A 26,191-nucleotide genomic window follows, 5' to 3' on the forward strand; every position below is an offset into this window, starting at 1 on the left:
GCACGCGATGATCAGCGCGACCGAGCTGTCGGCTCTCGATGAGCGCATCACCGCCTATGCGGTCGACGTGAAGAAAGAGCGCGCGCTGCTGCTCGACCTCGAGATGCGCATGCTCCCCGAAGAGCCGATCGACCTCGCCCCCGCCGAGCAGCGGGCGCAGCAGGCTCGCGATGCCTGGCAGGGTGCGGTCGACGCCGACAGCCGCGCGCGCAGCGTGCAGAAGAGCCTCTCCGCGACCGTCGACTCCGCGGCGCACGCCCATGCGGCGTCGGCCGAGCAGGCAGCCGAGTTCGAGGTGCTCCGCGGGCTCGCCGACGCTCTCGCCGGCCGTTCGGGCAACACGCACAAGATGAACCTCGAGACCTTCGTGCTCGCCGCCGAACTCGAAGAGATCGTGTCCGCCGCGAACCTCCGACTGCACGACATGTCCGACGGTCGCTATCAGCTGCGCCACTCCGACGCGCTGGCCGCACGCGGCGCAGCATCCGGCCTCGGGATCGTCGTCTTCGACGCGTTCACCGGGCAGACCAGACCCGCCAAGTCGCTCTCCGGCGGCGAGACGTTCCTGTCGTCGCTCGCGCTCGCGCTGGGACTGGCCGAGGTGGTCACGGCCCGTGCCGGGGGCATCCGGCTCGACACGCTCTTCATCGACGAGGGGTTCGGCTCACTCGACGCCGACACGCTCGAGACGGCGATGCGCACCCTCGACGAGCTGCGTCAGGGCGGACGCACGGTCGGGGTGATCAGCCACGTCGAAGCGATGCAGGAGCAGATCCCCGCTCAGCTGCGCGTCCGCACCGTTCCTGACGGGCACAGCGTCATCGACGCACCGCGGCGCGCGGTCTGATCAGAGCGAGTACTCGCGGCGCATGTGCTCCCAGAGCTGCGCGCTGCACGCCGCGACGACGTCGTCCCACACCTGGGTCGCGCCGTCCTGCGCACGATCCGACACGATGCGCATCACCCGGATCGGCACGTCGAACTTCTGCGCCACCCAGATGAACGAGAACGTCTCCATGTCGACCAGCACGCCGCCGAGCCCGCGGATTCTCGCGACCGCATCGGCATCGTCGACGAAGATGTCACCCGTGGCGATGGTCACGCCATCCCGACCCGTCTCGACGCGCGAGGGCAGTGACACGTGCTGACCGATCACGCCGTCGAGGTCCTGCACATCGTGCTGGATCGCCGCGCTCACGTCGTAGATCCCCGACTCGACGGAGTCGTCCACCGCGCCGGCGGTGCCGACCACGACGATCTCGTCGTAGCGCGTCGCGTCGAGCGCGCGGGTCAGGCCGTACGCGGCCATCAGCTTCCCCGGGCCGGTGACCAGGCGGTCGAAGCCGGGAAGCTCAGCGGGGAAGGCCTGCAGTTCGGATGCCAGGGCGGCGACGAGAAGTCTCACGTCCCCATCCTCTCAGCTGGGGGAGACTGGTACCGACGAAGGAGGCGCCATGACCGTGCAGCAGCAGATCATCGAAGACCTGGGCGTGAAGCCCGAGATCGACCCCGCGGGAGAGAACGAGAAGAGGATCGGATTCCTCGTCGACTACCTGCGCGCCACGGGCGCGAAGGGCTTCGTGCTCGGCATCTCGGGCGGGCAGGACTCCACCCTCGCCGGCCGCCTCGCCCAGCTCGCCGTGGAGCGTGTGCGAGCCGACGGGGGTGAGGCGACGTTCCTCGCGGTGCGTCTGCCGTTCCGCGTGCAGGCGGATGCCGCCGACGCGGAATCCGCGATCGACTTCATCGCAGCCGATCGCTCGGTGACGGTCAACATCCAGAACGGCGTCGACGGGCTCGAACGCGACCTCGAGGAGGGCCTCGGCGAGAGCATCTCCGACTTCAACCGCGGCAACATCAAGGCACGGCTGCGGATGGTGGTGCAGTACGCACTCGGCGGCCACGACGGATTGCTCGTGATCGGCACCGATCATGCCGCCGAGGCGGTGACCGGCTTCTACACGAAGTTCGGCGACGGGGCCGCAGACCTCGTCCCGCTCGCCGGGCTCAACAAGCGTCAGGGACGCGCGATGCTGAAACAGCTCGGCGCCCCCGAGCACCTTTACATGAAGGTGCCCACCGCCGACCTGCTCGACGGCATGCCCGGTCGCGCGGACGAGGACGAACTGGGGCTCACCTATGAGCAGATCGACGACTACCTCGAGGGCAGGCAGATCGACCCGGCCGCGGCCGGGATCATCGAGCAGAAGTACCGGGCATCCCGGCACAAGCGGCATCTTCCCGTCGCTCCCGCCGACGGATGGTGGCGCTGAGGACCGCCCTGAACACCCGCGCCGGGTGATGTCCGAGCCTGCGGATAGTGTCGAAGGCAGGCAAGGGAGAGGGGCATCGTGCGGGTCATCGCAGCGGAGAACCGGGTCGTCTGGAGTGCCAGCGACCTGAAGCTGGCGGCGGAGTGCGAGTTCGCCTGGTCACGGGCTCTCGACGCGAAGCTCGGTCGCGTTCCCGCGGTGGAAGAGCCCGAGGACGCCACGCTCGAACGCGCAGCCCGTCTCGGCGACCGCCATGAGGAGAAGGTCCTCGCGAGGTACATCGGCGAGCTGGGGGAGTCCGTCGACGGCGGTCCCGGCGTGGTGGTGCTGCCGAAGGTGTCGTCGGCGGATGCCGGCGAGCTGGCCGCCACGGTCGACGCCACCGTGCGCGCCCTGCGCTCCGGTGCGTCATTGGTCTTCCAGGCCGCGTTCTCGACCCCGGAGTTCGTCGGATTCGCCGACTTCATCGCTCGCGACGAGCCGCTTCCCGGGGAGAGCGCCGGGCGCTGGCGTGTGCAGGACTCGAAGCTCGCCCGCACGGCGCGCGCGACCGCTCTGATGCAGCTCGGGGCCTATGTCGATCAGCTCGATCGGCTCGGCATCCCTCGATCCGACGAGGTCGACCTGATCCTCGGCGACGGCACGACGAGCACGCACCGCGTCGACGATCTGCTTCCGCTGTTCCACGTGCGCCGCGCTCGCCTGCGCAGTCTGATCGCCGATCGCCGGCTCGCCGACGGTGCCGCGGGCGCGCCACTGGCCTGGGGCGACGACCGCGGCGACCTGCAGGTCACCGCGTGCGGGCGCTGCGCGACATGCGATGAGCAGGTGGCGGCGCACCGCGACCTGCTGATGGTCGCCCGCATGCGGCCCGTGCAGCGGCAGAAGCTGCGCGCGGCGGGCATCCACTCGATCGACGATCTCGCCGACGCCGCAGACGTGCCCGACGGGATGAACGCCGACACCTTCAGCGCGCTGCGCGCGCAGGCCCGGCTGCAGGCAGGGGCGCCGGCCGAGACCGGTGCTCCTCCGCCCTTCGAGCTCGTCTCGGCGAACGCCATCGGCATGATGCCCCGCCCCAGCCGCGGCGATCTGTTCTTCGACTTCGAGGGAGACCCGCTCTACACCGAAGCCGTCGCACCCGGTGACAGCCCGCGATGGGGCATCGACTACCTGTTCGGGTGGACAGACAACGCCGAGCAGTACTCGGCGCTGTGGGCGCACACCTTCGCCGACGAGAAGACCGCGCTGCTCGACTTCCTCGAGTTCGTGAAGCTGCGCCGGCAGACGCACCCCGACATGCACATCTATCACTACGCGCCGTACGAGACATCGCATCTGGCCGCGATGGCGGCGCGGCACGGGGCGGGAGAGGCTGACGTCGTCCGGCTGCTGCGTGAGGGCGTCTTCGTCGACCTGTACCCGATCGTGCTGCGCTCGGTGCGCATCGGATCGCGCTCGTACTCGATCAAGAGACTCGAGCCGCTCTACATGGGCGACGAGGTGCGCACGAGCGACGTGCAGAAGGGCGACGACTCGATCGTCCGATACGTGCAGGCGCGCGAGCTGCGGGCATCCGGTCGGGATGCCGAGGCGCAGGCCATCCTCGATGACCTCGCCGACTACAACCGCTACGACTGCGTGTCGACCAGGCGACTGCGCGACTGGCTGATCTCGCTCGCGAGAGAGGCCGGAGTGGTGCCCGCTCCGCCGGACGACCCCGAGACCCGGGCCTACGAGCCCTCACCGCTGTCACTCGCGCTGCAGGCCGAGGCGACCCGCGCGGATGACGAGTCGGCCGCGGCATCGTACCGGGTCGCGGCCGCGGCGATCGACTACCACCCGAGGGAGGCGAAGAGCTTCTGGCAGGGGCACTTCCAGCGCCTGCGCGAGCCGGTGTCGATCTGGGAGTCGACCCGCGACGTGCTGCGCGTCGACGAGGGCTCCAGTGGCGTCGACAGCGACTGGGCTGTCGACGAGGGTCGCCGAGCTCAGACCAGGCTCGTGCGCCTGCGCGGCGAGGTCGCCCCGGGCAGCACGCTGAACGTCGGCGGACGCCCGTTCGCGCTCTACGCAGTGCCCACGCCCTTCGACGTGCCCGCGCCCTCGCGCGTCATCCACGTGCCGCACGAGGTCGAGATCGTCGAGGTGCTCGACGACGGCTACGTGGTGCGCGAGCGCACCGTGCAGGGCCAGGTGTGGGATGAGCTGCCCGTCGCCCTCGCGCCGGCGGCGCCGCCGAACGTCCTCTCCCAGCAGGGCGCCATCGAGCAGTGGGCGGCATCGCTGCATCACGCGGCGCCGGACTTCCCGAGCGACGCCGCCACCGACATCCTGCGTCGCATTCCGCCGCGCACGACCTCCGGATCCCCTCTTGCGTCGGTCGAGAGCAGCGGCGACGTCATCGACGCGATCATCCGCAGCGTGCTCGACCTCGACGACAGCTATCTCGCGGTGCAGGGCCCTCCCGGCACCGGGAAGACCTACACCGGCTCGCACGTGATCGCTCGGCTGGTGCGCGAGCACGGATACCGCATCGGGGTCGTCGCGCAATCGCACGCCATCGTCGAGAATCTGCTCGAACGCGTCGTGGCCGCCGGCNNCCGGCGGCGCAGGTGGCGAAGGCCCCGAAGGATCCGGATGCCGCCGAGCCCGCCTTCACCGTCATCCGCAAAGACGGCATGGCCGCCTTCCTCGCCGAGCACGCCCACCACGGGGCTGTCGTCGGTGGAACGGCGTGGGACTTCAGCAACACCCGGCGCGTCGAGCGTAACGGCCTGGACCTGCTGGTGATCGACGAGGCCGGGCAGTTCTCGCTCGCCTCCACCATCGCGGTCGCGGCGGGAGCGAAGCAGCTGCTGCTGCTCGGCGACCCGCAGCAGCTGCCGCAGGTCAGTCAGGGCACGCATCCCGAGCCGGTGAACACGTCGGCACTCAGCTGGGTGATGGACGGCTCGTCGGTCATCGATCCGCGGTACGGCTACTTCCTCGCCGAGTCGTGGCGCATGCATCCCGCCGTCGCCGCGCCCGTCTCGCAGCTGTCCTACGCGGGGCGGCTGGCCTCGGCTGCAGGAGCGGAGCGGCGCATCGTCGAGGGTGTCGAGCCGGGCCTGCACGTCGTGCCGATACGCCATCGCGGCAACTCCACCCAATCGGCCGAGGAGGCCGCCGAGGTGGTGCGCATCGTGCACGGTCTCATCGGCCGCACCTACGTCGACGGCATGCGCGACGACCCGCCACGCCCGCTCGAGCAGCGCGACATCATCGTCGTCGCTCCGTACAACGCGCAGAAGCAGCTCGTCCACGACGAGCTGTCTGCGGCGGGATACGGCGATGTCGCCGTCGGCACCGTCGACAACTTCCAGGGGAAGGAGGCGGTCGTGTCGGTCACGTCGCTCGCCGCGTCCAGCGGGCGGGACGCACCGCGCGGGCCGGAGTTCCTGCTGCTGCAGAATCGACTCAACGTCGCCATCTCCCGGGCGAAGAGCGTCGCCTACCTGGTGCACTCGCCTGCGCTGCTCGACGACCTGCCCTGGACTGCTGAGGGCGTCGCGCGCTTGAGCGCCTTCGCGCATCTCGTCGGCGCCGACCGCGAGTGATGGGCGACGCCGTGCACGCTGTCGCCGACATCCTTCGTGCCTCTTCGTTCGCCTCTGGGGCGCTGCCACCCTCTCCGAGTCGCGGGGGAGAGGGGCCTACCGAGCGGTGCTGGCCGAACGGCTGCGGCTCGGCGCGGAGTTCGGCGCGACGACCGCGCTCGTCAAGGGTCGCATCGCCACCTCCGCGCCGATCCTCGCCCGTGCGGGATTCCAGCACTTCGGTGATGAACGCGGCTACGTGCTCACCGTCTGAGGCGAGAAGCCACTTCTCGCGTGGGAAACCCGCACCCGACCGGTTTCGGATGCGGGATGTGGTCTCTCAGTGGCGTCGACCGGCGCGGTGACCGCCGACACGTGTCAGACCGTGCCGTAGAGGCGGTCGCCGGCGTCGCCGAGCCCGGGCACGATGTAGCCCTTCTCATTCAGGCGCTCGTCCAGCGCGCCCAGCACGAGGGTCACATCGGCGTCGCCGACCATCTTCTCGATCGCCGCGACACCCTCGGGGGTGCCGAGCAGGCAGATCGCGGTGACGTTCTTCGCACCGCGATCGAAGAGGAACTGGATCGCCGCGGCCAGCGAGCCGCCGGTGGCGAGCATCGGATCGATGGCGAAGCACTGCCGGTCGCTGAGGTCGTCGGGCAGTCGCTCGGCGTAGGTCGTCGGCTCGAAGGTCTCCTCGTCGCGCACCATGCCGAGGAACCCGACCTCGGCGGTGGGGATCAGCTTGACCAGGCCCTCGAGCATCCCGAGACCCGCGCGCAGGATCGGCACCACGATCGGGCGCGGCTCGGCGATCTTCACCCCCGTCGTCGTCGTGACCGGGGTCTTCACCTCGATCGGTTCGACCTTGACGTCACGCGTCGCCTCGTAGGCGAGCAGCGTCACCAGCTCCTCGGTCAGCTGACGGAAGACCGGAGATGAGGTCCTCTCATCCCGCAGCACGGTGAGCTTGTGAGTGATGAGCGGGTGATCGGCCACATGAACGCGCATGGGTACAGATTACTTGCCGACCGTATGCGCACCAGCACGGGCGGCGCGGCGCTTCTTCTCGGCGGCGTTGATGCGCTTGGCGTTCGCCGCCACGACCACCGATCCGATCAGAGCCGGAAGCGTCATCAGCATGATCACGAGTGCGGGGCTGTTGTCCATGTCTTCACGCTACGGGCGCGCGGGCGGTTCATCATCCCTCTCACGGGGGAGATTCCCGGCTCCGCCGGGCGGCGGATGGATGCGGCGGGTGCCGCTCAGCGCCGTGTCTCGAAGAACGCCCGCAGCTGCGCCGTCGCCTCGTCGGCCCGGATGCCCCCGACGACCTCAGCGCGATAGGGCAGGCGCCGGTCGCGCAGCACGTCGTACATCGAACCCGCCGCGCCCGCCTTGTCGTCCCAGGCGCCGAACACGACGCGGCCGATGCGGGCCTGCAGGATCGCGCCCGCACACATGATGCACGGCTCGAGGGTCACCACGAGGGTGTGCTGCTCGAGGTTCCACACGCCGTGCTTCTCGGCGGCAGCGCGCAGCGCGATGATCTCGGCGTGTGCGGTCGGATCGTGCGTCTGCTGGCGGAGGTTGCGCCCTTCGCCGATGACGGCGCCGCGGGCATCCAGTACCACTGCCCCCACCGGCACGTCGCCGGCTGCACCCGCCTCGGCGGCGAGCACGAGGGCACGACGCATCGCATCGAGGTCCGCGGCGGTCATGGATGCGAGCCTAGCCTCCGGGCGTCGGCAGGTCCCATCTGGTCGCATCGAGCGGGGTGAGGCGGCCATATGGGCCGACTGGCCGAAGCGGCCGACAGGATCAGTCCGACGACGGGAAGACGAACGCGTCGGTCGAGGGCTCGGGATCGAGCGCCGGCCGGTACACGTCGGGCTCGAGGTAGATCACGCGGGCGGCGGGAACGGCATCCCGGATCCGGCTCTCGATCTCGTCGATGTCGGCGGCCGCCTCGCGCACCGTCTTGTCGGACGTGAGGGCGATCTTCGCCGCGACCATCAGCTCGTCGGGACCGAGGTAGAGGGTCTTGATGTGGATCAGCTTCTCGACGTCGGGACCACCGACGATGGCGTCGACGATGCGGTCGTGATCCGCGCGGCTCGCGCCCTCGCCGATGAGCAGGCTCTTCGTCTCGATCGCCAGGACGATCGCGATCGCGATCAGCAGCAGACCGATCATCAGCGTGCCCAGCGCATCGAACAGCGGGTCGCCGGTGATCAGCGTGAGGCCCACCCCGAACAGGGCGAAGGTCAGGCCGACGAGCGCACCGGTGTCCTCGAGCAGCACCACGGGCAGCTCGGGAGCTTTCGACCGGCGGATGAACGAGACCCACGACTGGCCGGGCTCGCGCACGGCGTTGCTCTCGCGCACGGCGGTGCGGAGCGACATCGACTCGAGCACGATCGCGACCAGCAGCACCGCCAGCGGCAGCCACCACCACGTCTGGTCGATCTCGTGCGGGTCGACGATCTTGTTCACGCCCTCGTACACCGCGAACAGGCCACCGAGCGAGAACAGGATGATCGACACGACGAAGGCCGACACGTACCGTTCGCGGCCGTACCCGAACGGGTGCGAGCGGTCCGCCTCCTGGGCGGCCCTGCGGTTGCCGAGCATGAGGAGCAGCTGGTTGCCCGAGTCGGCCACCGAGTGGATCGCCTCGGCGAGCATCGACGCCGACCCGGACAGCGCCCACGCGAGGAACTTCGCGAGGGCGATGCCCAGGTTCGCAAGGAAAGCCGCGATGATCGCCTTGGTGCCGCCGGATGCGCTCATGGCCCGAGTCTACGACGGCGACGCCCGCGTCTCACGGGTGGCTCGGCGCCTCGCCGGATGCGCTCGTAGGATGGGCGGCATGGCCGATTCCCTCCCCGCACTCGCCTTCCTCGGAGCAGGTTCGATGGGAGGTGCGATCCTGCAGGGCGTCGTCGCGTCCGGCGCCCCAGTCGACGGGGGGATCGTCGCGACCAACCGCACGCGAGAGAAGGCGGATGCCCTGGCATCCCTCGCCGGGGTGACCAGCATCGCGCTCGACGAGAACCCCGCCGGCAACACCGAGGCGGTCGCCGCTGCGCGCATCATCCTCGTGGGCGTCAAGCCGGCCATGGTGCCCGACCTGCTGCGCGAGATCGCGCCGGCGCTGCGCGACGACGCGATCGTGGTGAGCCTCGCCGCCGGCGTCACTCTCGCGACCTTCACCGAGGTGCTCGGCGAGAAGGTGCACACGGTGCGCTCGATGCCCAACACCCCCGCGACGGTCGGCCGAGCCGTGACCGGCATCGCCGGCGGCCCCGCGGCGACCGACGACGACATGGCGCTCGTGCGCGCGCTGTTCGATAAGGTCGGCGCGGTGATCGAGGTGCCCGAGTCGCAGATCGACGCGCTGTCGACCGTCTCGGGATCCGGCCCCGCCTACGTGTTCCTGCTGATCGAGAAGCTCACGAACGCGGCGCGTGGGATGGGGTTCTCGGATGCCGATGCCCGCCTCATGTCCGAGCAGACGTTCATCGGCGCCGCGGCCCTGCTCGCGGCGTCCGGCGAAGACCCCGCCGAGCTGCGCCGTCGGGTCACCAGCCCGAAGGGCACCACCGAGCGGGCGGTGGCCGTGCTGCAGGATGCCCGGCTCGACGACGTCTTCGCAGAGGCGACGGCCGCCGCGCTCGCGCGCGCGAAGGAGCTGGCCGCCGGCGCCTGAGGCCTGGTGACGCTCTGCGGTCGGGCCGGGACTCACCCGGCGTAGGCGTGCGGCTACCGGTCGAGGCCGGCGAAGCGCTCGATGTCGACGTTGGTGCCCGAGACGATGATGAGGTCGTGGTTGGTGACCACCGTGTTCGCCTCGGCGTAGCGGAACGGCTTGCCGGGGCTCTTCACACCCACGACGGTCACGTTGTACTTGGAGCGCACGCCCGACTCGTTCAGTCGCACCCCGCGGATGAACTTCGGCGGGTACATCTTCGCGAGCACGAAGTCGTCATCGAAGCGGATGAAGTCGAGCATCCGCCCGCTGACCAGGTGCGCGACGCGCTCGCCGGCCTCGCGCTCGGGGTAGATGACGTGGTTCGCGCCGACGCGCGCGAGGATCTTGCCGTGCGACTGCGAGACCGCCTTCGCCCAGATCTGCGGCACCTTCAGGTCGACGAGGTTCGCCGTGATCAGCACGGACGCCTCGATGAGCGACCCGACGGCGACGACCGCGACCTGGAAGTCCTGCGCGCCGATCTGCCGCAGGGCGTCGATGTTGCGAGCATCCGCCTGCACGGTGTGGGTGACCCGCTCCGACCACTTCTGCACGAGACCGAGATCGCCGTCGATCGCGAGCACCTCGCGGTCGAGCCGGTCGAGCTCCCCGGCGCAGGCGGCGCCGAAGCGGCCGAGTCCGATCACGAGCACCGGGGCGTCGCCCCGCACCATCTCAACCAACGATCGGCCTTTCGACGGGCAGCGAATAGAGCTGCGATCGGGAGGTCGCGGCGACCGCCGCGGCGAGTGTCACTGTACCAACGCGCCCCATGAAGATCGTCGCGGCGAGAACGTAGCTCGCGGAATCCGGGAGCTCGGCGGTCAGGCCCGAGCTGAGGCCGACGGTGCCGAACGCGGAGATGACGTCGAAGAGCACGTCGATGACGTCTGCCTTGGTGAGCTGGGCGATGATCACCGTCGAGAGGGCGACGACGGTCGCGCCCCAGGCGACGACCGACAGGGCGACGCGCTGCACGTCCGACGGGATGCGTCGGCCGTACACCTCGACCGACTGGCGTCCCTTCGCCTCGGACCACACCGCGATGGCGAGAACGGCGAGCGTGGTCACCTTGATGCCACCGGCGGTGGATGCCGAGCCGCCGCCGACGAACATGAGCATGCACGCGACGAGCATCGACGACCCGTTCAGATCGGACATCTCGATGACGTTGAACCCGCCCGAGCGTGTCATCGCCGACAGGAAGAACGCGTTCATGGTCGTCTCGCCGGCGTCCATGGATCCGAACGTGGCCGGGTTGTCGAACTCGAGAAGCAGGAAGACCGCGGCGCCCAGCACGAAGAGCAGCCCGGTGGTGATGAGGGTGAGCTTCGAGTGCAGCGACCAGCGCTTCACGTGCCACACGTGCTTGGCGAGGGTGTAGATCACCGGGAACCCGATGCTGCCCAGGAACATGCTGATCATCAGGATGGTCAGCACGAGGTAGTCGTCGGCGAACACGGTCACGCCGCCGGCGTTGGGGGTGAACCCCGTGTTGGTGAACGACATTGCGGCGTAGTACGGCGCCTCCCACAGGGCGGCGAACGGGTCGATGCCCGCCCACACCAGCGCGGGGTACAGCATCAGCGCGACGCTGAGCTCGATCACCAGCGTCGACAGTGCGACCGTGGTGAGCAGCTGGCCGACCTCGCCGAGCCGCACGGTCTGGCTCTCGTTCACCGGACCGCCGTGCGCGCGCATCGGGTTGGTGTCTCCGGCCGCGAGCAGCTTGGCGCGCAGCCCGAGGCGCTTCGAGATGACCATGCCCATCACCGACGCGAGGGTCAGCACGCCCATGCCGCCGATGTTCACGCCGATGAACAGCAGCACGTTGCCGAACGGCGACCAGTGGCTGGCCATGTCGACCGTCGAGAGCCCCGTGACGCAGATCGTCGACATCGCGGTGAACAGCGCGTCGCTCAGCGGCGTGACGGTGCCCTCCGCCGAGGAGAGGGGCAGCGACAGAAGACCGGTGAACAGCAGGATGAGCGAGGCGAAGATGATGATCGCGAAGCGCGAGGGCGACGAGGTCACCAGGTGCCTGACCCGTCTGCCGAAACCGCGCAGTGTCTCCTGCGGGGACGATGCCGACGCGATGCCCGACATCGCTCCCCTCTCCGCCGACGTCGTTCGCCGAGCCTCCGTCATGGTACTCCCGTGCGGCGCCTACTACCCTGAGGGGATGACCGACATCTTCGACGTGATCGCGGACGGCACGAGGCGAGACATCCTTCGGCTGCTGCTGAGCGAGTCGGCCGAGGGCGACGGCGGCACCAGCGTGACGCAGATCGTCAGTCAGCTGGGCATCAGCCAGCCGACCGTGTCGAAGCACCTCAAGGTGCTGCGCGAGGCGAACCTCGTGACCGTGCGGGAAGAAGGCCAGCGCCGCTTCTACAGCCTCTCCGTGGGTCCGCTCGAAGAAGTCGACGACTGGCTCGTGCCGTTCCTGATCGACGCGTACGGCGATCAGGCCCCGATGATCGACATCCCGTTCGCCCCGCTGCCGGCCGCGACGGCCCACGCGGCCGAGGTCGTCGGCCGCGCCGCCGCCTCGGCGAAGCACGTCGTCACGTCGGCGCTGCGCAAGCTCGGCACGTAGCTGCCAGTCACATCCGTCTCACGTGTTTACAGCCGTCGCAGCAACCCCATATGCTGTGCTTCAGCAGAAAGGGGTGCTGGGGATGCCCGACGTTCACGATGTTCGATTCCTGACGGTGGCCGAGGTCGCCGAGATCATGCGCGTGTCCAAGATGACCGTGTATCGCCTCGTGCACGCGGGTGAGCTGCCGGCGATCCGCTTCGGGCGCAGCTACCGCGTTCCCGAGTCGGCGGTCGCCGACGCCCTGCGCACCCCGAACGCCGATGTCGGCTGACCGCCGATTCGGGCGGCGTGCGAGCATTTGATAGAATCGTCCGAGGCATTTTTTCCGTGCCCGTACCCGGGTGCCGTTTCCATGGCATCCAACCCCTGACTTAGTGAGGTTTCCGTGGGTTCAGTCATCAAGAAGCGCCGCAAGCGCATGGCGAAGAAGAAGCACCGCAAGCTGCTTCGCAAGACTCGCCACCAGCGCCGCAACAAGAAGTAAGCGGCACGACACCGAGCGCCCCTCATGGCTCCTGAGCCTGTCGAAGGGGCGCTTCGTGTCTGCGGCGACAGAAGGAGAACCGTGAAGACGATCACCGTCGACCAGCTCGCTCAGCGAGAGGGCGTGCCCCTGATCGATGTGCGCGAGCGCCATGAGTTCGAGGCCGGGCACGTGCCCGGCGCACTCAACCTGCCGATGTCGGAGCTGGGCGGGCGCCTGGACGAGCTGCCCGGCGAGGCGTTCGATGTGATCTGCGAGCTGGGCGGCCGCTCGGCTCGCGTGGTCGAGGCGCTGACCGAGCGCGGACACGACGCGACCAACGTCGAGGGCGGCACCGCCGCCTGGGTGGCGCAGGGTCGTCCGGTCGCGCAGTGACCACCCTCACGATCATCGGCAAGCCCGACTGCCACCTGTGCGAGGTCGCGAGCGAGGTGGTCGACGCCGTCGTCGCCGAGATGCCGGATGCCGCGGCTGAGCGTCTCGAGATCGTCGAGAAGTCCATCGCGGACGACCCCGCGCTCTACGAGCGGTGGTGGGAGAAGATCCCCGTCCTGCTGATCGACGGCGAGCTGCACACGCACTGGCGCGTCTCGCCGGATCGGCTCCGTCAGGCACTCGAGGAGGCCATGAAGTGATCCGTCATGTCGTCAGCTGGAAGCTGGCCGCGGAGGATGCCGCCGTGCGCGCCGAGCAGGCCGCCGAGGTCGCTCGTCGTCTGAACGCGCTGATGGGCGTCGTGCCCGAGCTGCGCGCGGTGTCGGCCGGCGCCAACATCGCTCACCCCGACGTCAACTGGGATGTCACGCTGGTCGCCGATGTGGATTCGCTCGACGCGCTCGAGGCGTACCAGGTGCACCCGGCGCACAAGGAGGCCGGCGCGTACATCAAATCGGTCGTCGCATCCCGGGTCGCCGTCGACTTCGAGATCTGATCCGTCCTGCCTTGCAACGCAAATGTGATGGCATCACGGCCCCGGGCTGCCACGATGTTCCGACCCGCGTGACAAGATGAGTTCACCCCGCCCGCGGGCGCAAGCCCCCGTCACGAAGGAGTGGCCATGAAGCGCCGTCCTCTCATCCTCGGCACAGCCATCGCCGCTGCTGCCGTCCTCGCTCTGTCCGGCTGCGCGAGCAGCGAGAACGGATCCGACGCAGACACGCCGGCATCCGGCTCCGGTGGTGCGGACTACGGTCTGGTCACGGACGGCACGCTGACGGTCTGCTCCGACATCCCGTACCCGCCCTTCGAGTTCGAGGGGGGCGACAACGGCACCGGGTACACCGGATTCGACATCGACCTGCTCGACGCGATCTCGAAGAAGCTCGACCTGAAGCTCGCGGTGCAGGACACCGGGTTCGAGGCGCTGCAGTCCGGCGCCACGCTGCTCGCCGGCACCTGCGACCTCGGTGCGTCTGCCATGACGATCACCGAGGAGCGCAAGGCGAACATCGACTTCTCCGACCCCTACTACGACTCGCTGCAGTCGCTGCTGGTGCGCGCCGACTCCGACATCAAGAGCATCGACGACCTCGACGGCAAGAACGTCGGCGTGCAGCAGGGCACCACCGGCGAGATCTACGCCAAGGAGAACGCCAAGGGCGCCGAGCTCGTGCAGTACCCCTCCGACGGAGAGCTGTGGCCGGCCATGCAGTCGGGCCAGATCGACGCGATCCTGCAGGATCAGCCGGTGAACCTCGTGCACGAGAAGGCGGACTCCGACTACACGATCGTCGAGACCTACGAGACCGACGAGTCGTACGGCTTCGCCTTCGCGAAGGGCGAGAAGGCCGAGCTGCGCGAGGCGATCGACGACGCGCTGCAGGAGCTGCGCGACGAGGGCGAGTACGACAAGATCTACGACTCGTACTTCGCCGCCAACTGATCCCCACGGAAGGCATCCGACGATGGCGCTGAAGCGCAGAACGAGAACGCTGCTGTATCGCGTGACGATGTACGTCATCTTCTTCGCGGTCGTCGCTGCAGTGGCCTTCTCGATCAACTGGCAGCGGGCGATCCCGCAGTTCTTCAATCTCGAGGTGGCGGCGAAGCTCTTCCCCGACATCATCCTGATCGGACTGCGCAACACGATCCTGTTCACCCTGATCGCGTTCACCGGCGGGGTGCTGCTGGGCATCGTCCTGGCGCTGATGAAGCTGTCGAGCATCGGCCTGTTCCGCTGGGTCGCGACGGGCTGGATCGAGCTCTTCCGCGGGCTGCCTGCGCTGCTGACGATCTTCTCGGTGGCCTTCATCGTGCCGATCGTGTTCGGCTGGAAGGTTCCCGGCGGGCCGGTCGGCGCCGGTCTGCTCGGCCTCATCCTGGTGGCCTCGGCGTACATCGCCGAGGTCATCAGGTCGGGCATCCAGGCCGTCCCGAAGGGGCAGACCGAGGCCGCCCGCTCGCTGGGCATGTCGCCGATGAAGACGATGTTCTGGATCATCCTGCCGCAGGGCTTCCGCATCATCATCCCGCCGATGACGAACGAGCTGGTGCTGCTGCTCAAGGACACCTCGCTCGTCTTCATCGCGGGAAGCTACATCTGGTCGAAGGAGCTCACCACCTTCGCCCGCGACGCGAACTCGGCGAACGCCAACGCGACGCCGCTGATCGTGGCCGCGCTGCTGTACCTGGTGGTGACCATTCCTCTCACGCGGTTCACCGCGTGGCTGGAACGACGGATGGCGAAGGAACGATGAGCACCGATCTGATCGACGTGCACGCCCCTGTGATCGAGGTGCAGGCGCTGGTCAAGGCGTTCGGCGACAACGTCGTGCTCAAGGGCATCGACCTCACCGTGTACACCGGCGAAGTCGTGTGCATCATCGGTCCGTCGGGCTCGGGAAAGTCGACGCTGCTGCGCTCGGTGAACCTGCTCGAGGAGCCCACCGACGGCCGGGTGCTCATCGAGGGGATCGACGTCACCGATCCCGAGACCGACATCGACCGGGTGCGTCAGCGCATCGGCATGGTGTTCCAGAGCTTCAACCTCTTCCCGCACCTGTCGGTGCTCGGCAACCTCACCGTCGCGCAGCGACGCGTGAAGAAGCGAGGCAAGGAGGAGGCCGAGCAGGTCGCCCGCGAGATGCTCGAGCGTGTGGGTCTGGCGGAGAAGGCGGATGCCTTCCCCAGCCACCTCTCCGGCGGTCAGCAGCAGCGTGTCGCGATCGCGCGTGCGCTGTGCATGAACCCCGACATGATGCTCTTCGACGAGCCGACCTCGGCTCTCGACCCCGAGCTGGTCGGCGAGGTGCTGCAGGTCATGCGCACGCTTGCCGACGAGGGGATGACGATGCTCGTCGTCACGCACGAGATGGGCTTCGCCCGTGAGGTCGGCTCGCGCCTGATCTTCATGGACGGCGGCCACATCCTCGAGCAGGGCGACCCGCGTGAGGTGCTGGCGAACCCGCAGCACCCCCGCACGCAGGACTTCCTCTCCCGCGTGCTCTGAGCCGCGAAGCCCGCCCCGTCGTGTGCGGCGAGGACGCGCCGATCTGACATCCTGAACTGTGATGGAGATCGGCGCGTTCCTCGGCCTCGAGCAGCTCACCTGGGGCGTGCTCGTCCTCGTCGTCGTCGCCGCGTTCGGCGCGGGATGGATCGACGCGGTCGTCGGCGGCGGGGGACTGCTGCAGCTGCCCGCCGTGCTGCTGATCCCCGGCATCACCCCGGTGCAGGCGTTGGCCACGAACAAGCTCGGCTCGATCTTCGGCACGGCGACGAGCAGCGTGACGTACTACCGCCGGGCCAGACCCGACATCCGCACCGCCCTGCCGATGGCGGCGATCGCTTTGGCCGGCTCATTCGGCGGAGCCGCCGTGGCGACCGTGCTTCCGGCATCCGCCTTCAAACCCATCATCGTGGTGGCGCTGCTGGCCGTCGCCCTGTTCACCGCGTTCAAGCCGCAGCTGGGCGCGGCGACCGCGCTGCGCTTCTCGGGGCATCGCCACCACGTCACGGCCGGCGCCGCCGGCCTGGTGATCGGCTTCTACGACGGTCTGATCGGGCCGGGCACGGGCACGTTCCTCGTGATCACGCTCGTCGCGCTGCTGGGCTACGACTTCCTGCAGGCGAGTGCGAAGGCGAAGATCGTGAACTTCGCCACCAACGCCGGAGCGCTGATCCTGTTCATCCCGCACGGCGCGGTGCTGTGGCTGCTGGGGCTCATCCTCGGCGTCGCGAACACGGCAGGCAGCTACCTCGGCTCCCGCATGGCGATCTCCCGCGGATCGGGTTTCATTCGCGTCGTGTTCCTCGGCGTGGTGATCCTGCTGATCGCGAAGCTCGGCGTGGATGTGTGGAACGAGAACGTCGCACCCCTGCTCGCGACCGGGTGATGGCGGGCATCCGAACCGGGCATCCGGGTCACCGTCCGGACACGACCCTTGCCACCACCGGTGTCTTCCCGCGTAGACTCCGAACTGCGCTCTGTCGGGCGCGCCAGTGCTTCCACGGAGGAGGGACGATGAGGTCACTAGGCACGAAGCGGATCCTGATCGGATTCGCGGGTCTCACGGCGGCGGCGGTCGCTCTCAGCGGATGCTCGGGATCGGGGGATCCGGGCGACGGCGACAAGGTCACCCTCGAGGTGCAGTCGGCGATGGGAGACGGCACGCCCCGATACGAGGCGCTCAGCGCGCTCGCCGAGGCGTACGAGAAGGACAACCCCGACGTCAAGATCGACGTCGTCGCGCTGGGCAGCGACTACGAGGGCGACATGAAGGTGCGGATGGGGTCGGGCGATCTGCCCGACATCTGGGCCACGCACGGGTGGTCGCTGCTGCGCTACAGCGAGTTCCTCGAGCCGCTCGACGAGCAGGGGTGGGCCGACCAGCTGAACCCGGTGCTCCACTCGACGATGAAGAACGACGACGGCGAGTTCTTCGCTCTTCCGCTGACAACCGACGTCGCCGGCATCCTGTACAACAAGACCGTGCTCGAGGAGGCGGGGATCGACCCCGCATCGCTCGGCACCATCGACGCGTTCGACGACGCGCTCGCGAAGATCAAGGGCGCAGGGGTCGTGCCGATCTCGAGCTCGGGCAAGGACGACTGGTTCGCCGGCAACGTCGCCGACTGGCTCGGCTCGGGGGCGTTCGACGAGGCCGAGTCGGAGAAGCTCACGGACGGGGAGTTCGTCGACAGCGGATTCGAGGCCCTGTTCAGCACGCTCGAGGAGTGGGCGAAGGCCGGGTACTTCAACCCCGACTTCTCGTCTGCGACCAGCGATGACATCGCGACCGCGCTCGGACAGGGCACGACCGCGTTCGTGATGATCCAGAACACCCTCGCCCTCGGTGCCAGGGAGTTCGTACCCGACGCGCAGATCGGGTTCATGCCGGTGCCGGCCATCAACGGCGACGACGAGTACCTGATCGGCGGCGAGGGCGTCGCGCTGGGTGCCTGGCGCGACGGCGAGAACAAGGAGGAGGCACTCGACTTCCTCGACTTCCTCGCCGAGCCGGAGAACATCGGCCGCTTCGCCAGCGAAGACGGAAACCCCGCGGGCCTCACCGACATCGACGTCGACCTCGGTGACCTCTCCGACAGCTACGAGCAGTTCTTCACCCCGGGAGAGGTGCGCATGGTGCCGTACTTCGACCGCGCATACCTGCCCAACGGCATGTGGAACACGCTGATCTCGACGACGTCCGGCATCGTCACCGGGCAGACCACGGTCGACTCGGCGGTGAAGCAGGTCGAGGCGGAGTTCGGCACGCTGTACGGGCAGCAGTAGGCCACGCGAGAGGTGACTTCACGCTCGACGGGGATCTTCCCGCGCCGACTCAACTGGTTCTACGTGCCGGCGCTCGTGCTGTTCGCGGTGTTCTCGATCTACCCGCTGATCAGCGGCATCAGCCTGTCGCTGACGAACTGGAACGGGTACAGCCGCGACAAGGCGTTCGTCGGGTTCGACAACTACCTGCGTCTGCTCGACGACGAGGTGTTCCGCACCGCGCTGGTCAACACGCTCATCTACGGGGTGGGCAGCACCGTCATCCAGCAGGTGCTCGGACTGAGTCTCGCCGTCGTGCTCGACCGCATCGTGCGCGGGGCCGCCCTGCTGCGGGCCGTCATCTACCTGCCGGTGCTGGTGTCGCCGGTGGTGCTGGGCACGATGTACTACCTGATCTTCCGCTACAACAACGGTGCGCTGAACGACGTGCGCGCCCTGTTCGCGGCGGAGCAGGTCGCCTGGCTGTCGGATGCCGGGTTCGCCATCCCGGCGATCGTCGTCGTCAACTCGCTGCAGTTCGTCGGCATCTCGATGGTCATCTACCTCGCCGGTCTGCAGGGCGTGCCGGCCGAGTACCACGAAGCCGCGCAGCTCGACGGCGCCAGCTGGTGGCAGGGCTTCCGCAGCATCACCGTGCCGCTGCTGCAGCCGGCTTTCGCGACGAGCATCGTGCTGAACCTGATCGGCGGGCTGAAGCTGTTCGACGTCGTGCAGGTGCTCACCGGCGGCGGGCCCGGTCAGTCCACGCACTCGGTGTCGACGCTCATCGGCGAGACGTACTTCTCGAATCAGGCGGCCGGGTACTCGGCAGCGATCGGCGTCGTGCTGTTCATCCTGATCGTCGCTGTGACGTTCGTGCTGAACACGCTGCTCGACCGGAAGCGGGTGGAGCTGTGAAGAACACGGCCACACCGTCGAAGGTGCTCATCTATGCGGGTCTGGCGCTCATCGCCGTGCTGCAGCTGCTGCCGTTCTACTTCGGGCTCACCACCGCCTCCAAACCCAAGACCGACCTCTCGTCGCCCTGGATCTTCCCCGGTGAGGTGCACTGGACCAACTTCGCCACGGCGATACAGCAGGGGAACATCCTGCAGGCCATCGGCAACAGCGCACTCGTGACGGTCGTGTCGACGGTGCTCGTGTGCGTGCTCGGCGCGCTGACCGCGTACCCGCTCGCACGCCGGGTCACGCGCGGCAACCGGCTGATCTACGCCTGCTTCATCAGCCTGATCATGATCCCGCCGCTGTCGGTGCTCGTGCCGCTGTACACGCTCATGAAGGACCTCGGCGGGCTGAACACCCACTGGGGCATCATCGTGCTGATGGTCACCGGCAACCTGCCCCTCGCGGTGTTCCTGTACACCGCGTTCATGCGCAGCCTGCCCGTGTCGATCGAGGAGGCGGCGACGGTCGACGGCGCAGGTCCGATGCAGGTGCTGTTCCGGGTCGTGTTCCCCATGCTGCGGCCGGTCACCGCCACCGTCGCGATCCTCGCGGGGGTCGGCATCTGGAACGAGTTCGCGTTGAGCACGTATTTCCTGCGCACCGACGAGACCCGCACGATCGCCCCGGCCGTCGCCGGGTTCTTCGCGGCGCAGGGCAGCAACCCGGGCGCCGCGGCGGCGGCATCCGTGCTCTCGGTCGTGCCCGTGCTGGTCGCCTACCTGTTCCTGCAGCGCAGCTTCATCAAGGGGATGGTCGCCGGCTCGCTGAAGTGAGCCCGACGTCAGCGCGCCGGCACGGCGACGTGCAGCCGACGTGGCGATCCGACGCGGCCGAGACGCTCGTGGCCTCAGACCTTCTCGCGTACGGCGACCGGGACGGGATCGATGGTGAGGAAGACGCGCTCGCCGAAGAAGGGATGCGCGTGCGCGTCGTGCTGCACGCGCACCCGCTCGCCCGAGTCGGTGCGAACCAGAGTGCGGCGGATGCTGCCCAGGAACGTGCTCTCCTCGACGACGCCGGCGGTCGCGGCATCCGCCTCGCCGGTGAAGCGCAGGTTCTCGGGACGCAGGTGCACGTCGACAGCGCCGGTGGCGGGCGCGTTCGTGGGAAGCGACCGCCCCCACACGGCGACCGTGTCGCCGGATGCCACACCCGAGACGACGCTCGACAGCCCGATGAACGACGCGACGTGCGCGGTCGCGGGGCGCAGGTACAGCTCCTCGGGTGTGCCGATCTGGTCGATGCGGCCGGCGTCCATCACCGCGATCCGGTCGGAGACGGCCAGGGCCTCCTCCTGATCGTGCGTCACGAAGACGGTCGTGATTCCCAGGCGCAGCTGGATGCGGCGGATCTCGTCGCGCAGCTGCACGCGCACCTTGGCGTCCAGCGCCGAGAGCGGCTCGTCGAGCAGCAGCACGCGCGGCTCGGTGACGAGCGCCCGGGCGAGCGCGACCCGCTGCTGCTGCCCGCCGGAGAGCTGGTGCGGGAAGCGGTCGGCGAAGGCTTCCAGGCCGACGAGGGCGAGCGCGTCGAGCGCCCGCCGGGCGGCCGCGGCCTTGCCCACGCCACGCCGGCGCAGTCCGAACGCGGTGTTGCCGGCGACGTCGAGGTGCGGGAACAGCGAGTACGCCTGGAACACCATGCCGATGTCGCGCCTGTTGGTGGGGACGCGCGACACGTCCTGACCGCCCAGCAGCACGGCGCCGACGTCCGCATGCTCCAAGCCGGCCAGCACACGCAGGGCGGTGGTCTTGCCGCAGCCGGAGGGCCCGAGCAGCGACACGAACTCGCCCGGCGCGATGTCGAGGTCGACACCGTGCAGCACCCGGTGCGCACCGTAGCTCTTCTCGATGCCGTGGAACTGCACACGCGTGCCCTCACCCGCCTCGGCGAGCAGCACGTTGTCCGCGGTGGCGGGAAGGGGACTCGGGGAGGTCATTGGTCAGCCTTTCGGTTGCCGCGCGCGACGCGGCCGATGATGAGCAGCAGCAGGAAGCAGAACAGCAGCGCGAGCAGCGTGAAGATCGCCGGCACGTAGGCATCCTGCTTCTGCACGACGATCATCGCGGTCTGGAACACCTGCCGGTTCAGCAGCGACGCGATCGTGAACTCGCCCAGCACGACGGCGATCGAGATGAGGGATGCCGAGAGCAGCCCCTGACGCAGGTTCGGCGCCAGCACCCTGACGACCACGGTCGGCCAGTTCGCGCCGAGCGAGCGCGCGGCCTCGGAGAGCGTGCGCAGGTCGGCGGCGTCGATCGATGCCTGGATCGCACGGTACGCGAACGGCAGCACGGTGATGCCGTAGGCGAAAGCGAGCGTCCACGTGCCGGTGCCGAGCGTGCGCCCGATCTGCAGGTAGATCGGAGAGAGGCCGACGACGAGCACGATCGCGGGGATCGAGATCGGCAGAAGCGCCGCGAACTCGAAGACCGGCGTCAGTTTCGGGAAGCGCAGGTTCACGAGGATCATCGTCGGCGCGAGCAGCACCAGCACGATCACCACGGTGACGACCGCGAGGACGAGCGAGTTGCCCAGGCCCGTCCAGATCGGCTTGATCGCCGCCGACGCCGCAGGATCCACCAGCGCCGCCCAGCGCGCGAAGGACAGGCCGCCCTCCCGGTCGCGCAGCGTGTAGAGGAAGGTCGCGACCAGCGGGATCGCGAAGAAGGCGCCGATCAGGATGCCGATGATCCACCGCGTCGCGGGGGAGGGTGCGATGCGGTTCACGACCGCCACCTCGCCGCGCGGCGCTGGATGAGCGAGTACAGCCCCATCACGACGCCGACGATGACGATCATGCCGAGCGCGAGCGCTCCGGCGAGATTCTCGCGGCCGAGCACGGTCTCGCTGGTGAGCGCCGCGCGGATCTGCAGCGGCACGATCTGCGATCCCTGGCTGGCCAGCGCCGCGGCGGTCGCGTATGACGAGAACGCGTTGGCGAACAGCAGCAGCAGGCTGGCGAGGAACGACGGGGCGAGCACCGGGATGCCGACGCGCACCCAGAATCCGAGCCGGGTGCCGCCGAGAGTGAGGTTCGCCTCCGCCCACTGCGGTTTGAGTGCCGCGAGTGCCGGCATGAACGTGATCACCATGAGGGGCACCTGGAAGTAGATGTAGGGGAGGATGAGGCCGGGGACGTCGTAGAGCCACACGCCGTCCGCGAAGATGTCCACACCGAAGGTGTCCTCGAGCAGCACGGTGACGACGCCCTGCAGGCCGATCGTCGCGATGAACGCGAACGCGAGCATGACGCCGCCGAACTGCGCGAGGACGCCGGCCGCGGCATCCACCGTCTGGCGCACGGCGCCCTGCGGGTTCATTCCCAGCATGGCGTAGCAGACCAGGGCGCCCGCCAGCGCGCCGATGACGGCGGTCAGCAGCGACAGCGACGCGGAGTTCGCGAACGTGTTCAGGACGACCGGATCGACGAGTGCGGTGATGTTCGTCCAGGTGAAGACGCCGTCCTCGTCGACGAGGCCCGAGCCGATCGCGAGGAGCGTCGGCACGGCCAGGAACAGCACCACGTAGACGCCGAAGGGAACCAGCCCCAGCCACGCCCAGGACAGACCCGACCGCCGGGCCGTCGGCGACGGCCCGGCGGTGGCGGGGGCGGATGCCGCGGCATCCGCCCCCGTGATCAACGCGGTCACTGAACCGTCACGGCCCACTTCTCGCCGAGCAGCGTGCCGGCATCCGTCGACTGCTTCTCGGCCGGGACGACCGTCTCGGCGGGGACCTCGGGCAGCGCGGCCGCGAGCTCCTCGTCGATCGTGCCCGCTGCGGTCATGGCCTCCATGCGCGCCGGACGGGCGCCGCCCTTCAGCCACAGGTTCTGCACGTCGTCGCTGTAGAGGAACTCCTGCCACAGACGAGCCGCAGCCGGGTGCGGGGCGTCCTTGTTGATGGCCTGGTTGTAGTACGAGGCGTAGCCGACGCCGTCGAGCACGACGACCTTCCAGTCGGGGTTGTCCTTGCCCGCCGCAGTGTTCAGGTAGTCCCAGTCGAAGACGACCGGGGTCTCGCCGCTGGTGATGGTCGCGGGGGTCACGTCGACCTTGAGGAAGTTGCCGGCCTTCTGCAGCTCCCCGAAGAACTCGATTCCGGGGGTGTAGTCGTCGAGGTCCCCACCGGACTGCACGGTGGCGAGGCCCACGGCGCCGAAGGCGGAGCCGGCCTGGGTCGGGTCACCGTTGATCGCGACGGCACCCTTGAAGTCGGCGCTCTTGAGATCGTCGAGCGAGGTGGGCTCGGGGAACTTCGACGAGTCGTAGCCGATCGACATGTATCCGCCGTAGTCGCCGACGAACAGTCCGGTGGGCTCCTTGAGGGCGTCGGGGATCTCGTCGAAGTTCTCGACCTTATAAGGCGCGAAGGTGTCTGTGCTCTGCAGCGCGACGGCCAGTCCGAGGTCGAACACGTCGGGCGCGGTGTCCAGGCCCTTGTTGGTCTCTGCGGCCTGGATCTCCTCGGCGCTGGAGACGTCGGGCGAGGCCTCGTTGATGGTGATCTCGGGGTAGCGCTCGGCGAACAGGTCGAGGATCTCGCCGTAGTTGGCCCAGTCGCGCGGCAGCGCGATCACGTTCAGGGCGCCCTCGGCCTTGGCCGCCGCCTCGAGGTCTTCGAGGGTGCCGAAGTCGGCAAGCGACGTTGCGGTCGCAGCGTCCACGGACGAGCCGCTGTCGCCCGCGCTGCTGTCGGCGGCGCAGGAGGTCAGGGCCAGGGCGGCCGTGGCCGCGAGGGCGATGCCGGCGACGAGGCGCGCACGGCGGGTGATGCTGGTCATCAGGGTTTCCTCTCGGATTTCCCGCGCTCGCGCACGGGAGTCGGGTTACGAGAGGAAGCTACGGTGCACGAGTTACCGGGTGGCGCGAACCGGGTGAACGACAGGTGTCCGGAGGGCGAATCGGCGAAGGGTCGGCTGCCCGAGCTCGTACGTCGAGACCCCCGGCTGCAACATCAGCAGCCGGGGGTCTCGACGGTAGGCGGGGCCTGCGGGTCAGGCGTCCTCGGATTCGACGTCGACGCCGGCCTCGGCGCGCTGCTCGGGCGTGATCGGCGCGGGCGCCTCGGTCAGCGGGTCGAAGCCGCCACCCGACTTCGGGAAGGCGATGACCTCGCGGATCGACTCCGTCTTCGTCAGGTGCTGCATGACGCGGTCCATGCCCAGCGCGATACCGCCGTGCGGGGGAGCGCCGAACCTGAACGCCTCGAGCAGGAAGCCGAACTTCTCGTCGGCCTGCTCCTCGCTGATGCCCATCACGCTGAACACACGCTTCTGCACGTCTTCGCGGTGGATGCGGATCGAGCCGCCGCCCAGCTCGGAACCGTTGCAGACGATGTCGTACGCGTAGGCGAGAGCGGATGCCGGGTCGGTGTCGAACGTCGCCTCGAACTCGGGCTTCGGCCCGGTGAACGCGTGATGCACGGCCGTCCACGAGCCGGAGCCGACCGCCACATCGCCGGACGCCACGGCGTCACCGGCGGGCTCGAACATCGGCGCGTCGACGACCCAGGTGAACGCGAAGACGTTCGGGTCGCGCAGTTCGAGGCGGCAGCCGATCTCGACGCGCGCGGCGCCGAGCAGCGCGCGGCTGGCCTTCGTCTCGCCCGCGGCGAAGAAGGCGCAGTCGCCCGGCTTCGCCCCGACGAGCTCTGCGAGGCCCGCCTGCTCGCTCTCGGAGAGGTTCTTGGCGACCGGGCCGCCCAGCGTTCCGTCCTCGTTGAAGAGCACGTACGCGAGGCCGCGGGCACCGCGCTGCTTGGCCCAGTCCTGCCAGGCATCCAGCGTCTTGCGCGGCTGCGACGCGCCGCCGGGCATCAGAACGGCGCCGACGTACTCCGACTGGAACACGCGGAACGGGGTGTTCGCGAAGTACTCGGTCGCTTCGACGAGCTCGAGGCCGAACCGCAGGTCGGGCTTGTCGGAGCCGTACTTGGCCATCGCATCGGCGTAGGTGATGCGCGGGAGCGGGGTCTGCACGTCGACGTCGATGGTCTTCCACATCGCGACGATGAGGGACTCCATCATCTCGATGACGTCCTCCTGCTCGACGAACGACATCTCGATGTCGAGCTGGGTGAACTCGGGCTGACGGTCGGCGCGGAAGTCCTCGTCGCGGTAGCAGCGGGCGATCTGGAAGTACTTCTCGACACCGCCGACCATGAGCAGCTGCTTGAACAGCTGCGGCGACTGCGGCAGGGCGTACCAGCTGCCCGGGTGCAGGCGCGCCGGCACGAGGAAGTCGCGGGCGCCCTCGGGCGTCGAGCGCGTGAGCGTCGGGGTCTCGACCTCGACGAAGTCTCGACCGTGCAGCTCGTCGCGGATCGCCTTGTAGACGTCCGAGCGCAGGCGCATCGCGGCGGCCGGGCTCGGACGGCGCAGGTCGAGGTAGCGGTGCTTCAGACGCACCTCCTCGCCGATCGGGTCGGATTCGGCCAGGCCGCTCGAGACCTGAAAGGGGAGCGGGGCGGACTCGTTGAGAACGACCACCTCAGCCGCGATCACCTCGATCTCGCCGGTCGGCAGGTTCGGGTTCTCGTTGCCCGCGGGGCGGCGCGAGACCTCGCCGGTCACCTGCAGCACGAACTCCGAGCGCAGCGGGTGCGCCACCTCTTCGTCGCGGATGACGACCTGCGCGATGCCCGATGCATCGCGGAGATCGATGAACGCGACGCCTCCGTGATCGCGGCGACGATCGACCCAGCCCGAGAGGGTGACGGTCTGACCGATGTGCGAGGCATCGAGTGAGCCTGCCGTGTGTGTGCGAAGCACGGAGATTCCTTCTGATCGGGAGATATGAACCCGCCCAGTCTACGTG

At 68.8% G+C, this 26,191-nt stretch carries 30 protein-coding genes and 1 pseudogene; 19 read left to right on the forward strand and 12 right to left on the reverse strand.

What is annotated here, in order from left to right:
* Positions 1 to 847, forward strand: an 847-nt coding sequence (locus tag BFN01_RS14390; protein ID WP_305728274.1) for an SbcC/MukB-like Walker B domain-containing protein, incomplete at its 5' end; no start/stop codon positions are given.
* Here the strand turns inward: BFN01_RS14390 and BFN01_RS14395 are convergent.
* Complete coding sequence (locus tag BFN01_RS14395; RefSeq protein ID WP_071645014.1) at positions 848 to 1,405, reverse strand: nucleoside phosphorylase; 558 nt, start codon at positions 1,403 to 1,405, stop codon at positions 848 to 850. It lies immediately after the preceding gene.
* Positions 1,406 to 1,454: 49 nt separating this feature from the next.
* Between BFN01_RS14395 and nadE the strand changes: the two genes are divergently transcribed.
* From nadE to BFN01_RS14410, 4 genes and pseudogenes are all read left to right on the forward strand, one after another.
* The gene (gene nadE, locus BFN01_RS14400; RefSeq protein ID WP_071645015.1) at positions 1,455 to 2,273 is read left to right on the forward strand and encodes an ammonia-dependent NAD(+) synthetase; all 819 of its coding nucleotides are present in this window, start codon (positions 1,455 to 1,457) and stop codon (positions 2,271 to 2,273) included.
* 78 nt (positions 2,274 to 2,351) lie between these two features.
* On the forward strand, positions 2,352 to 4,874 hold a 2,523-nt coding region (locus BFN01_RS14405; RefSeq protein ID WP_256221173.1), incomplete at its 3' end, for a TM0106 family RecB-like putative nuclease.
* Between the two features lie 2 nt (positions 4,875 to 4,876).
* Positions 4,877 to 5,872 (forward strand): annotated as a pseudogene (locus tag BFN01_RS15965) (DEAD/DEAH box helicase); the annotation flags it as partial.
* Positions 5,873 to 5,978: 106 nt separating this feature from the next.
* Positions 5,979 to 6,125 carry a hypothetical protein gene (locus tag BFN01_RS14410; protein ID WP_256221174.1) on the forward strand — a complete coding sequence of 49 codons (147 nt, stop codon included), beginning with the start codon at positions 5,979 to 5,981 and terminating at the stop codon, positions 6,123 to 6,125.
* Between the two features lie 104 nt (positions 6,126 to 6,229).
* Here the strand turns inward: BFN01_RS14410 and upp are convergent, their stop codons facing one another.
* The 4 genes from upp to BFN01_RS14425 form a co-directional block, all read right to left on the reverse strand.
* The gene (gene upp, locus BFN01_RS14415; protein ID WP_071645016.1) at positions 6,230 to 6,862 is read right to left on the reverse strand and encodes a uracil phosphoribosyltransferase; all 633 of its coding nucleotides are present in this window, start codon (positions 6,860 to 6,862) and stop codon (positions 6,230 to 6,232) included.
* A gap of 9 nt (positions 6,863 to 6,871) precedes the next feature.
* Positions 6,872 to 7,021 carry a hypothetical protein gene (locus BFN01_RS15600; RefSeq protein ID WP_177243889.1) on the reverse strand — a complete coding sequence of 50 codons (150 nt, stop codon included), beginning with the start codon at positions 7,019 to 7,021 and terminating at the stop codon, positions 6,872 to 6,874.
* Between the two features lie 95 nt (positions 7,022 to 7,116).
* Complete coding sequence (tadA, locus tag BFN01_RS14420; RefSeq protein ID WP_071645017.1) at positions 7,117 to 7,572, reverse strand: tRNA adenosine(34) deaminase TadA; 456 nt, start codon at positions 7,570 to 7,572, stop codon at positions 7,117 to 7,119.
* Positions 7,573 to 7,672: 100 nt separating this feature from the next.
* A complete protein-coding gene (locus BFN01_RS14425; RefSeq protein ID WP_071645018.1) occupies positions 7,673 to 8,644 on the reverse strand; it encodes a cation diffusion facilitator family transporter in 972 nt (323 codons plus the stop codon).
* Positions 8,645 to 8,723: 79 nt separating this feature from the next.
* On the opposite strand from BFN01_RS14425, the gene proC reads away from it, so the two are divergent.
* Positions 8,724 to 9,563, forward strand: coding sequence for a pyrroline-5-carboxylate reductase (gene proC, locus BFN01_RS14430; RefSeq protein ID WP_071645019.1), 840 nt, complete (start codon positions 8,724 to 8,726; stop codon positions 9,561 to 9,563).
* A 53-nt stretch (positions 9,564 to 9,616) separates the two neighbouring features.
* Here proC and BFN01_RS14435 read toward each other — a convergent pair whose 3' ends face one another.
* Positions 9,617 to 10,279, reverse strand: a complete 663-nt coding sequence (locus tag BFN01_RS14435) for a TrkA family potassium uptake protein (RefSeq protein ID WP_371261045.1) — start codon at positions 10,277 to 10,279, stop codon at positions 9,617 to 9,619.
* A 1-nt stretch (position 10,280) separates the two neighbouring features.
* Positions 10,281 to 11,711: a TrkH family potassium uptake protein gene (locus BFN01_RS14440; protein ID WP_071645021.1), complete on the reverse strand. Its 1,431-nt coding sequence runs from the start codon at positions 11,709 to 11,711 to the stop codon at positions 10,281 to 10,283.
* 76 nt (positions 11,712 to 11,787) lie between these two features.
* Here BFN01_RS14440 and BFN01_RS14445 point away from each other — a divergent pair, with 76 nt between their 5' ends.
* The 13 genes from BFN01_RS14445 to BFN01_RS14505 all read left to right on the forward strand — a co-directional run bounded on the left by BFN01_RS14445 (position 11,788) and on the right by BFN01_RS14505 (position 20,143).
* Complete coding sequence (locus BFN01_RS14445) at positions 11,788 to 12,204, forward strand: helix-turn-helix transcriptional regulator (protein WP_071645044.1); 417 nt, start codon at positions 11,788 to 11,790, stop codon at positions 12,202 to 12,204.
* A gap of 82 nt (positions 12,205 to 12,286) precedes the next feature.
* A complete protein-coding gene (locus BFN01_RS14450) occupies positions 12,287 to 12,478 on the forward strand; it encodes a helix-turn-helix domain-containing protein (protein ID WP_071645022.1) in 192 nt (63 codons plus the stop codon).
* 114 nt (positions 12,479 to 12,592) lie between these two features.
* The gene (locus tag BFN01_RS14455) at positions 12,593 to 12,691 is read left to right on the forward strand and encodes a 30S ribosomal protein bS22 (RefSeq protein WP_003792170.1); all 99 of its coding nucleotides are present in this window, start codon (positions 12,593 to 12,595) and stop codon (positions 12,689 to 12,691) included.
* Between the two features lie 81 nt (positions 12,692 to 12,772).
* Complete coding sequence (locus BFN01_RS14460) at positions 12,773 to 13,066, forward strand: rhodanese-like domain-containing protein (RefSeq protein ID WP_071645023.1); 294 nt, start codon at positions 12,773 to 12,775, stop codon at positions 13,064 to 13,066.
* Entirely contained in the window at positions 13,063 to 13,326 is a 264-nt protein-coding gene (locus BFN01_RS14465; protein WP_071645024.1) for a glutaredoxin family protein, read from the forward strand. The genes BFN01_RS14460 and BFN01_RS14465 overlap by 4 nt, the downstream gene beginning before the upstream one ends.
* Positions 13,323 to 13,622: a Dabb family protein gene (locus BFN01_RS14470; protein WP_071645025.1), complete on the forward strand. Its 300-nt coding sequence runs from the start codon at positions 13,323 to 13,325 to the stop codon at positions 13,620 to 13,622. Before BFN01_RS14465 ends, BFN01_RS14470 begins: the two co-directional genes overlap by 4 nt.
* 126 nt (positions 13,623 to 13,748) lie before the next feature.
* Positions 13,749 to 14,573, forward strand: a complete 825-nt coding sequence (locus tag BFN01_RS14475; protein ID WP_071645026.1) for a basic amino acid ABC transporter substrate-binding protein — start codon at positions 13,749 to 13,751, stop codon at positions 14,571 to 14,573.
* Between the two features lie 22 nt (positions 14,574 to 14,595).
* Complete coding sequence (locus BFN01_RS14480) at positions 14,596 to 15,387, forward strand: amino acid ABC transporter permease (RefSeq protein ID WP_071645027.1); 792 nt, start codon at positions 14,596 to 14,598, stop codon at positions 15,385 to 15,387.
* Positions 15,384 to 16,139 (forward strand): amino acid ABC transporter ATP-binding protein, encoded by a 756-nt coding sequence (locus tag BFN01_RS14485; protein WP_071645028.1) that lies wholly within the window; start codon positions 15,384 to 15,386, stop codon positions 16,137 to 16,139. Before BFN01_RS14480 ends, BFN01_RS14485 begins: the two co-directional genes overlap by 4 nt.
* Positions 16,140 to 16,200: 61 nt before the next feature.
* A complete protein-coding gene (locus BFN01_RS14490) occupies positions 16,201 to 17,025 on the forward strand; it encodes a TSUP family transporter (RefSeq protein ID WP_071645029.1) in 825 nt (274 codons plus the stop codon).
* Between the two features lie 128 nt (positions 17,026 to 17,153).
* Positions 17,154 to 18,425, forward strand: coding sequence for an ABC transporter substrate-binding protein (locus BFN01_RS14495; RefSeq protein WP_071645030.1), 1,272 nt, complete (start codon positions 17,154 to 17,156; stop codon positions 18,423 to 18,425).
* Positions 18,426 to 18,437: 12 nt separating this feature from the next.
* Entirely contained in the window at positions 18,438 to 19,322 is an 885-nt protein-coding gene (locus tag BFN01_RS14500; RefSeq protein WP_177243890.1) for a carbohydrate ABC transporter permease, read from the forward strand.
* Entirely contained in the window at positions 19,319 to 20,143 is an 825-nt protein-coding gene (locus BFN01_RS14505) for a carbohydrate ABC transporter permease (RefSeq protein ID WP_071645031.1), read from the forward strand. Before BFN01_RS14500 ends, BFN01_RS14505 begins: the two co-directional genes overlap by 4 nt.
* A 74-nt stretch (positions 20,144 to 20,217) precedes the next feature.
* Here the strand turns inward: BFN01_RS14505 and BFN01_RS14510 are convergent, their stop codons facing one another.
* The 5 genes from BFN01_RS14510 to aspS form a co-directional block, all read right to left on the reverse strand.
* On the reverse strand, positions 20,218 to 21,309 hold the full coding sequence (locus tag BFN01_RS14510; RefSeq protein ID WP_071645032.1) for an ABC transporter ATP-binding protein: 1,092 nt from the start codon (positions 21,307 to 21,309) through the stop codon (positions 20,218 to 20,220).
* Positions 21,306 to 22,100, reverse strand: a complete 795-nt coding sequence (locus tag BFN01_RS14515; protein ID WP_071645046.1) for an ABC transporter permease — start codon at positions 22,098 to 22,100, stop codon at positions 21,306 to 21,308. The genes BFN01_RS14510 and BFN01_RS14515 overlap by 4 nt, the downstream gene beginning before the upstream one ends.
* Positions 22,097 to 23,014 (reverse strand): ABC transporter permease, encoded by a 918-nt coding sequence (locus tag BFN01_RS14520; RefSeq protein WP_371261047.1) that lies wholly within the window; start codon positions 23,012 to 23,014, stop codon positions 22,097 to 22,099. Before BFN01_RS14520 ends, BFN01_RS14515 begins: the two co-directional genes overlap by 4 nt.
* Before the next feature lie 5 nt (positions 23,015 to 23,019).
* Complete coding sequence (locus tag BFN01_RS14525) at positions 23,020 to 24,156, reverse strand: ABC transporter substrate-binding protein (RefSeq protein ID WP_071645034.1); 1,137 nt, start codon at positions 24,154 to 24,156, stop codon at positions 23,020 to 23,022.
* 213 nt (positions 24,157 to 24,369) lie between these two features.
* Positions 24,370 to 26,145: an aspartate--tRNA ligase gene (aspS, locus tag BFN01_RS14530; protein WP_071645035.1), complete on the reverse strand. Its 1,776-nt coding sequence runs from the start codon at positions 26,143 to 26,145 to the stop codon at positions 24,370 to 24,372.
* Positions 26,146 to 26,191 lie beyond the last annotated feature (46 nt).

This window comes from Microbacterium sp. AR7-10 (genome assembly GCF_001878835.1).
GTDB classification, from domain to species: Bacteria; Actinomycetota; Actinomycetes; order Actinomycetales; family Microbacteriaceae; genus Microbacterium; species Microbacterium commune.

What these genes read in the sequence shown, in the direction of transcription:
- nadE (WP_071645015.1), top strand. Translation starts at nt 1,455, where the DNA reads ATGACCGTGCAGCAGCAGATCATCGAAGACCTGGGCGTGAAGCCCGAG.
- upp (WP_071645016.1), bottom strand. Translation starts at nt 6,862, where the DNA reads ATGCGCGTTCATGTGGCCGATCACCCGCTCATCACTCACAAGCTCACC.
- BFN01_RS15600 (WP_177243889.1), bottom strand. Translation starts at nt 7,021, where the DNA reads ATGGACAACAGCCCCGCACTCGTGATCATGCTGATGACGCTTCCGGCT.
- tadA (WP_071645017.1), bottom strand. Translation starts at nt 7,572, where the DNA reads ATGACCGCCGCGGACCTCGATGCGATGCGTCGTGCCCTCGTGCTCGCC.
- BFN01_RS14425 (WP_071645018.1), bottom strand. Translation starts at nt 8,644, where the DNA reads ATGAGCGCATCCGGCGGCACCAAGGCGATCATCGCGGCTTTCCTTGCG.
- proC (WP_071645019.1), top strand. Translation starts at nt 8,724, where the DNA reads ATGGCCGATTCCCTCCCCGCACTCGCCTTCCTCGGAGCAGGTTCGATG.
- BFN01_RS14435 (WP_371261045.1), bottom strand. Translation starts at nt 10,279, where the DNA reads ATGGTGCGGGGCGACGCCCCGGTGCTCGTGATCGGACTCGGCCGCTTC.
- BFN01_RS14440 (WP_071645021.1), bottom strand. Translation starts at nt 11,711, where the DNA reads ATGTCGGGCATCGCGTCGGCATCGTCCCCGCAGGAGACACTGCGCGGT.
- BFN01_RS14445 (WP_071645044.1), top strand. Translation starts at nt 11,788, where the DNA reads ATGACCGACATCTTCGACGTGATCGCGGACGGCACGAGGCGAGACATC.
- BFN01_RS14450 (WP_071645022.1), top strand. Translation starts at nt 12,287, where the DNA reads ATGCCCGACGTTCACGATGTTCGATTCCTGACGGTGGCCGAGGTCGCC.
- BFN01_RS14475 (WP_071645026.1), top strand. Translation starts at nt 13,749, where the DNA reads ATGAAGCGCCGTCCTCTCATCCTCGGCACAGCCATCGCCGCTGCTGCC.
- BFN01_RS14480 (WP_071645027.1), top strand. Translation starts at nt 14,596, where the DNA reads ATGGCGCTGAAGCGCAGAACGAGAACGCTGCTGTATCGCGTGACGATG.
- BFN01_RS14485 (WP_071645028.1), top strand. Translation starts at nt 15,384, where the DNA reads ATGAGCACCGATCTGATCGACGTGCACGCCCCTGTGATCGAGGTGCAG.
- BFN01_RS14490 (WP_071645029.1), top strand. Translation starts at nt 16,201, where the DNA reads ATGGAGATCGGCGCGTTCCTCGGCCTCGAGCAGCTCACCTGGGGCGTG.
- BFN01_RS14495 (WP_071645030.1), top strand. Translation starts at nt 17,154, where the DNA reads ATGAGGTCACTAGGCACGAAGCGGATCCTGATCGGATTCGCGGGTCTC.
- BFN01_RS14510 (WP_071645032.1), bottom strand. Translation starts at nt 21,309, where the DNA reads ATGACCTCCCCGAGTCCCCTTCCCGCCACCGCGGACAACGTGCTGCTC.
- BFN01_RS14525 (WP_071645034.1), bottom strand. Translation starts at nt 24,156, where the DNA reads ATGACCAGCATCACCCGCCGTGCGCGCCTCGTCGCCGGCATCGCCCTC.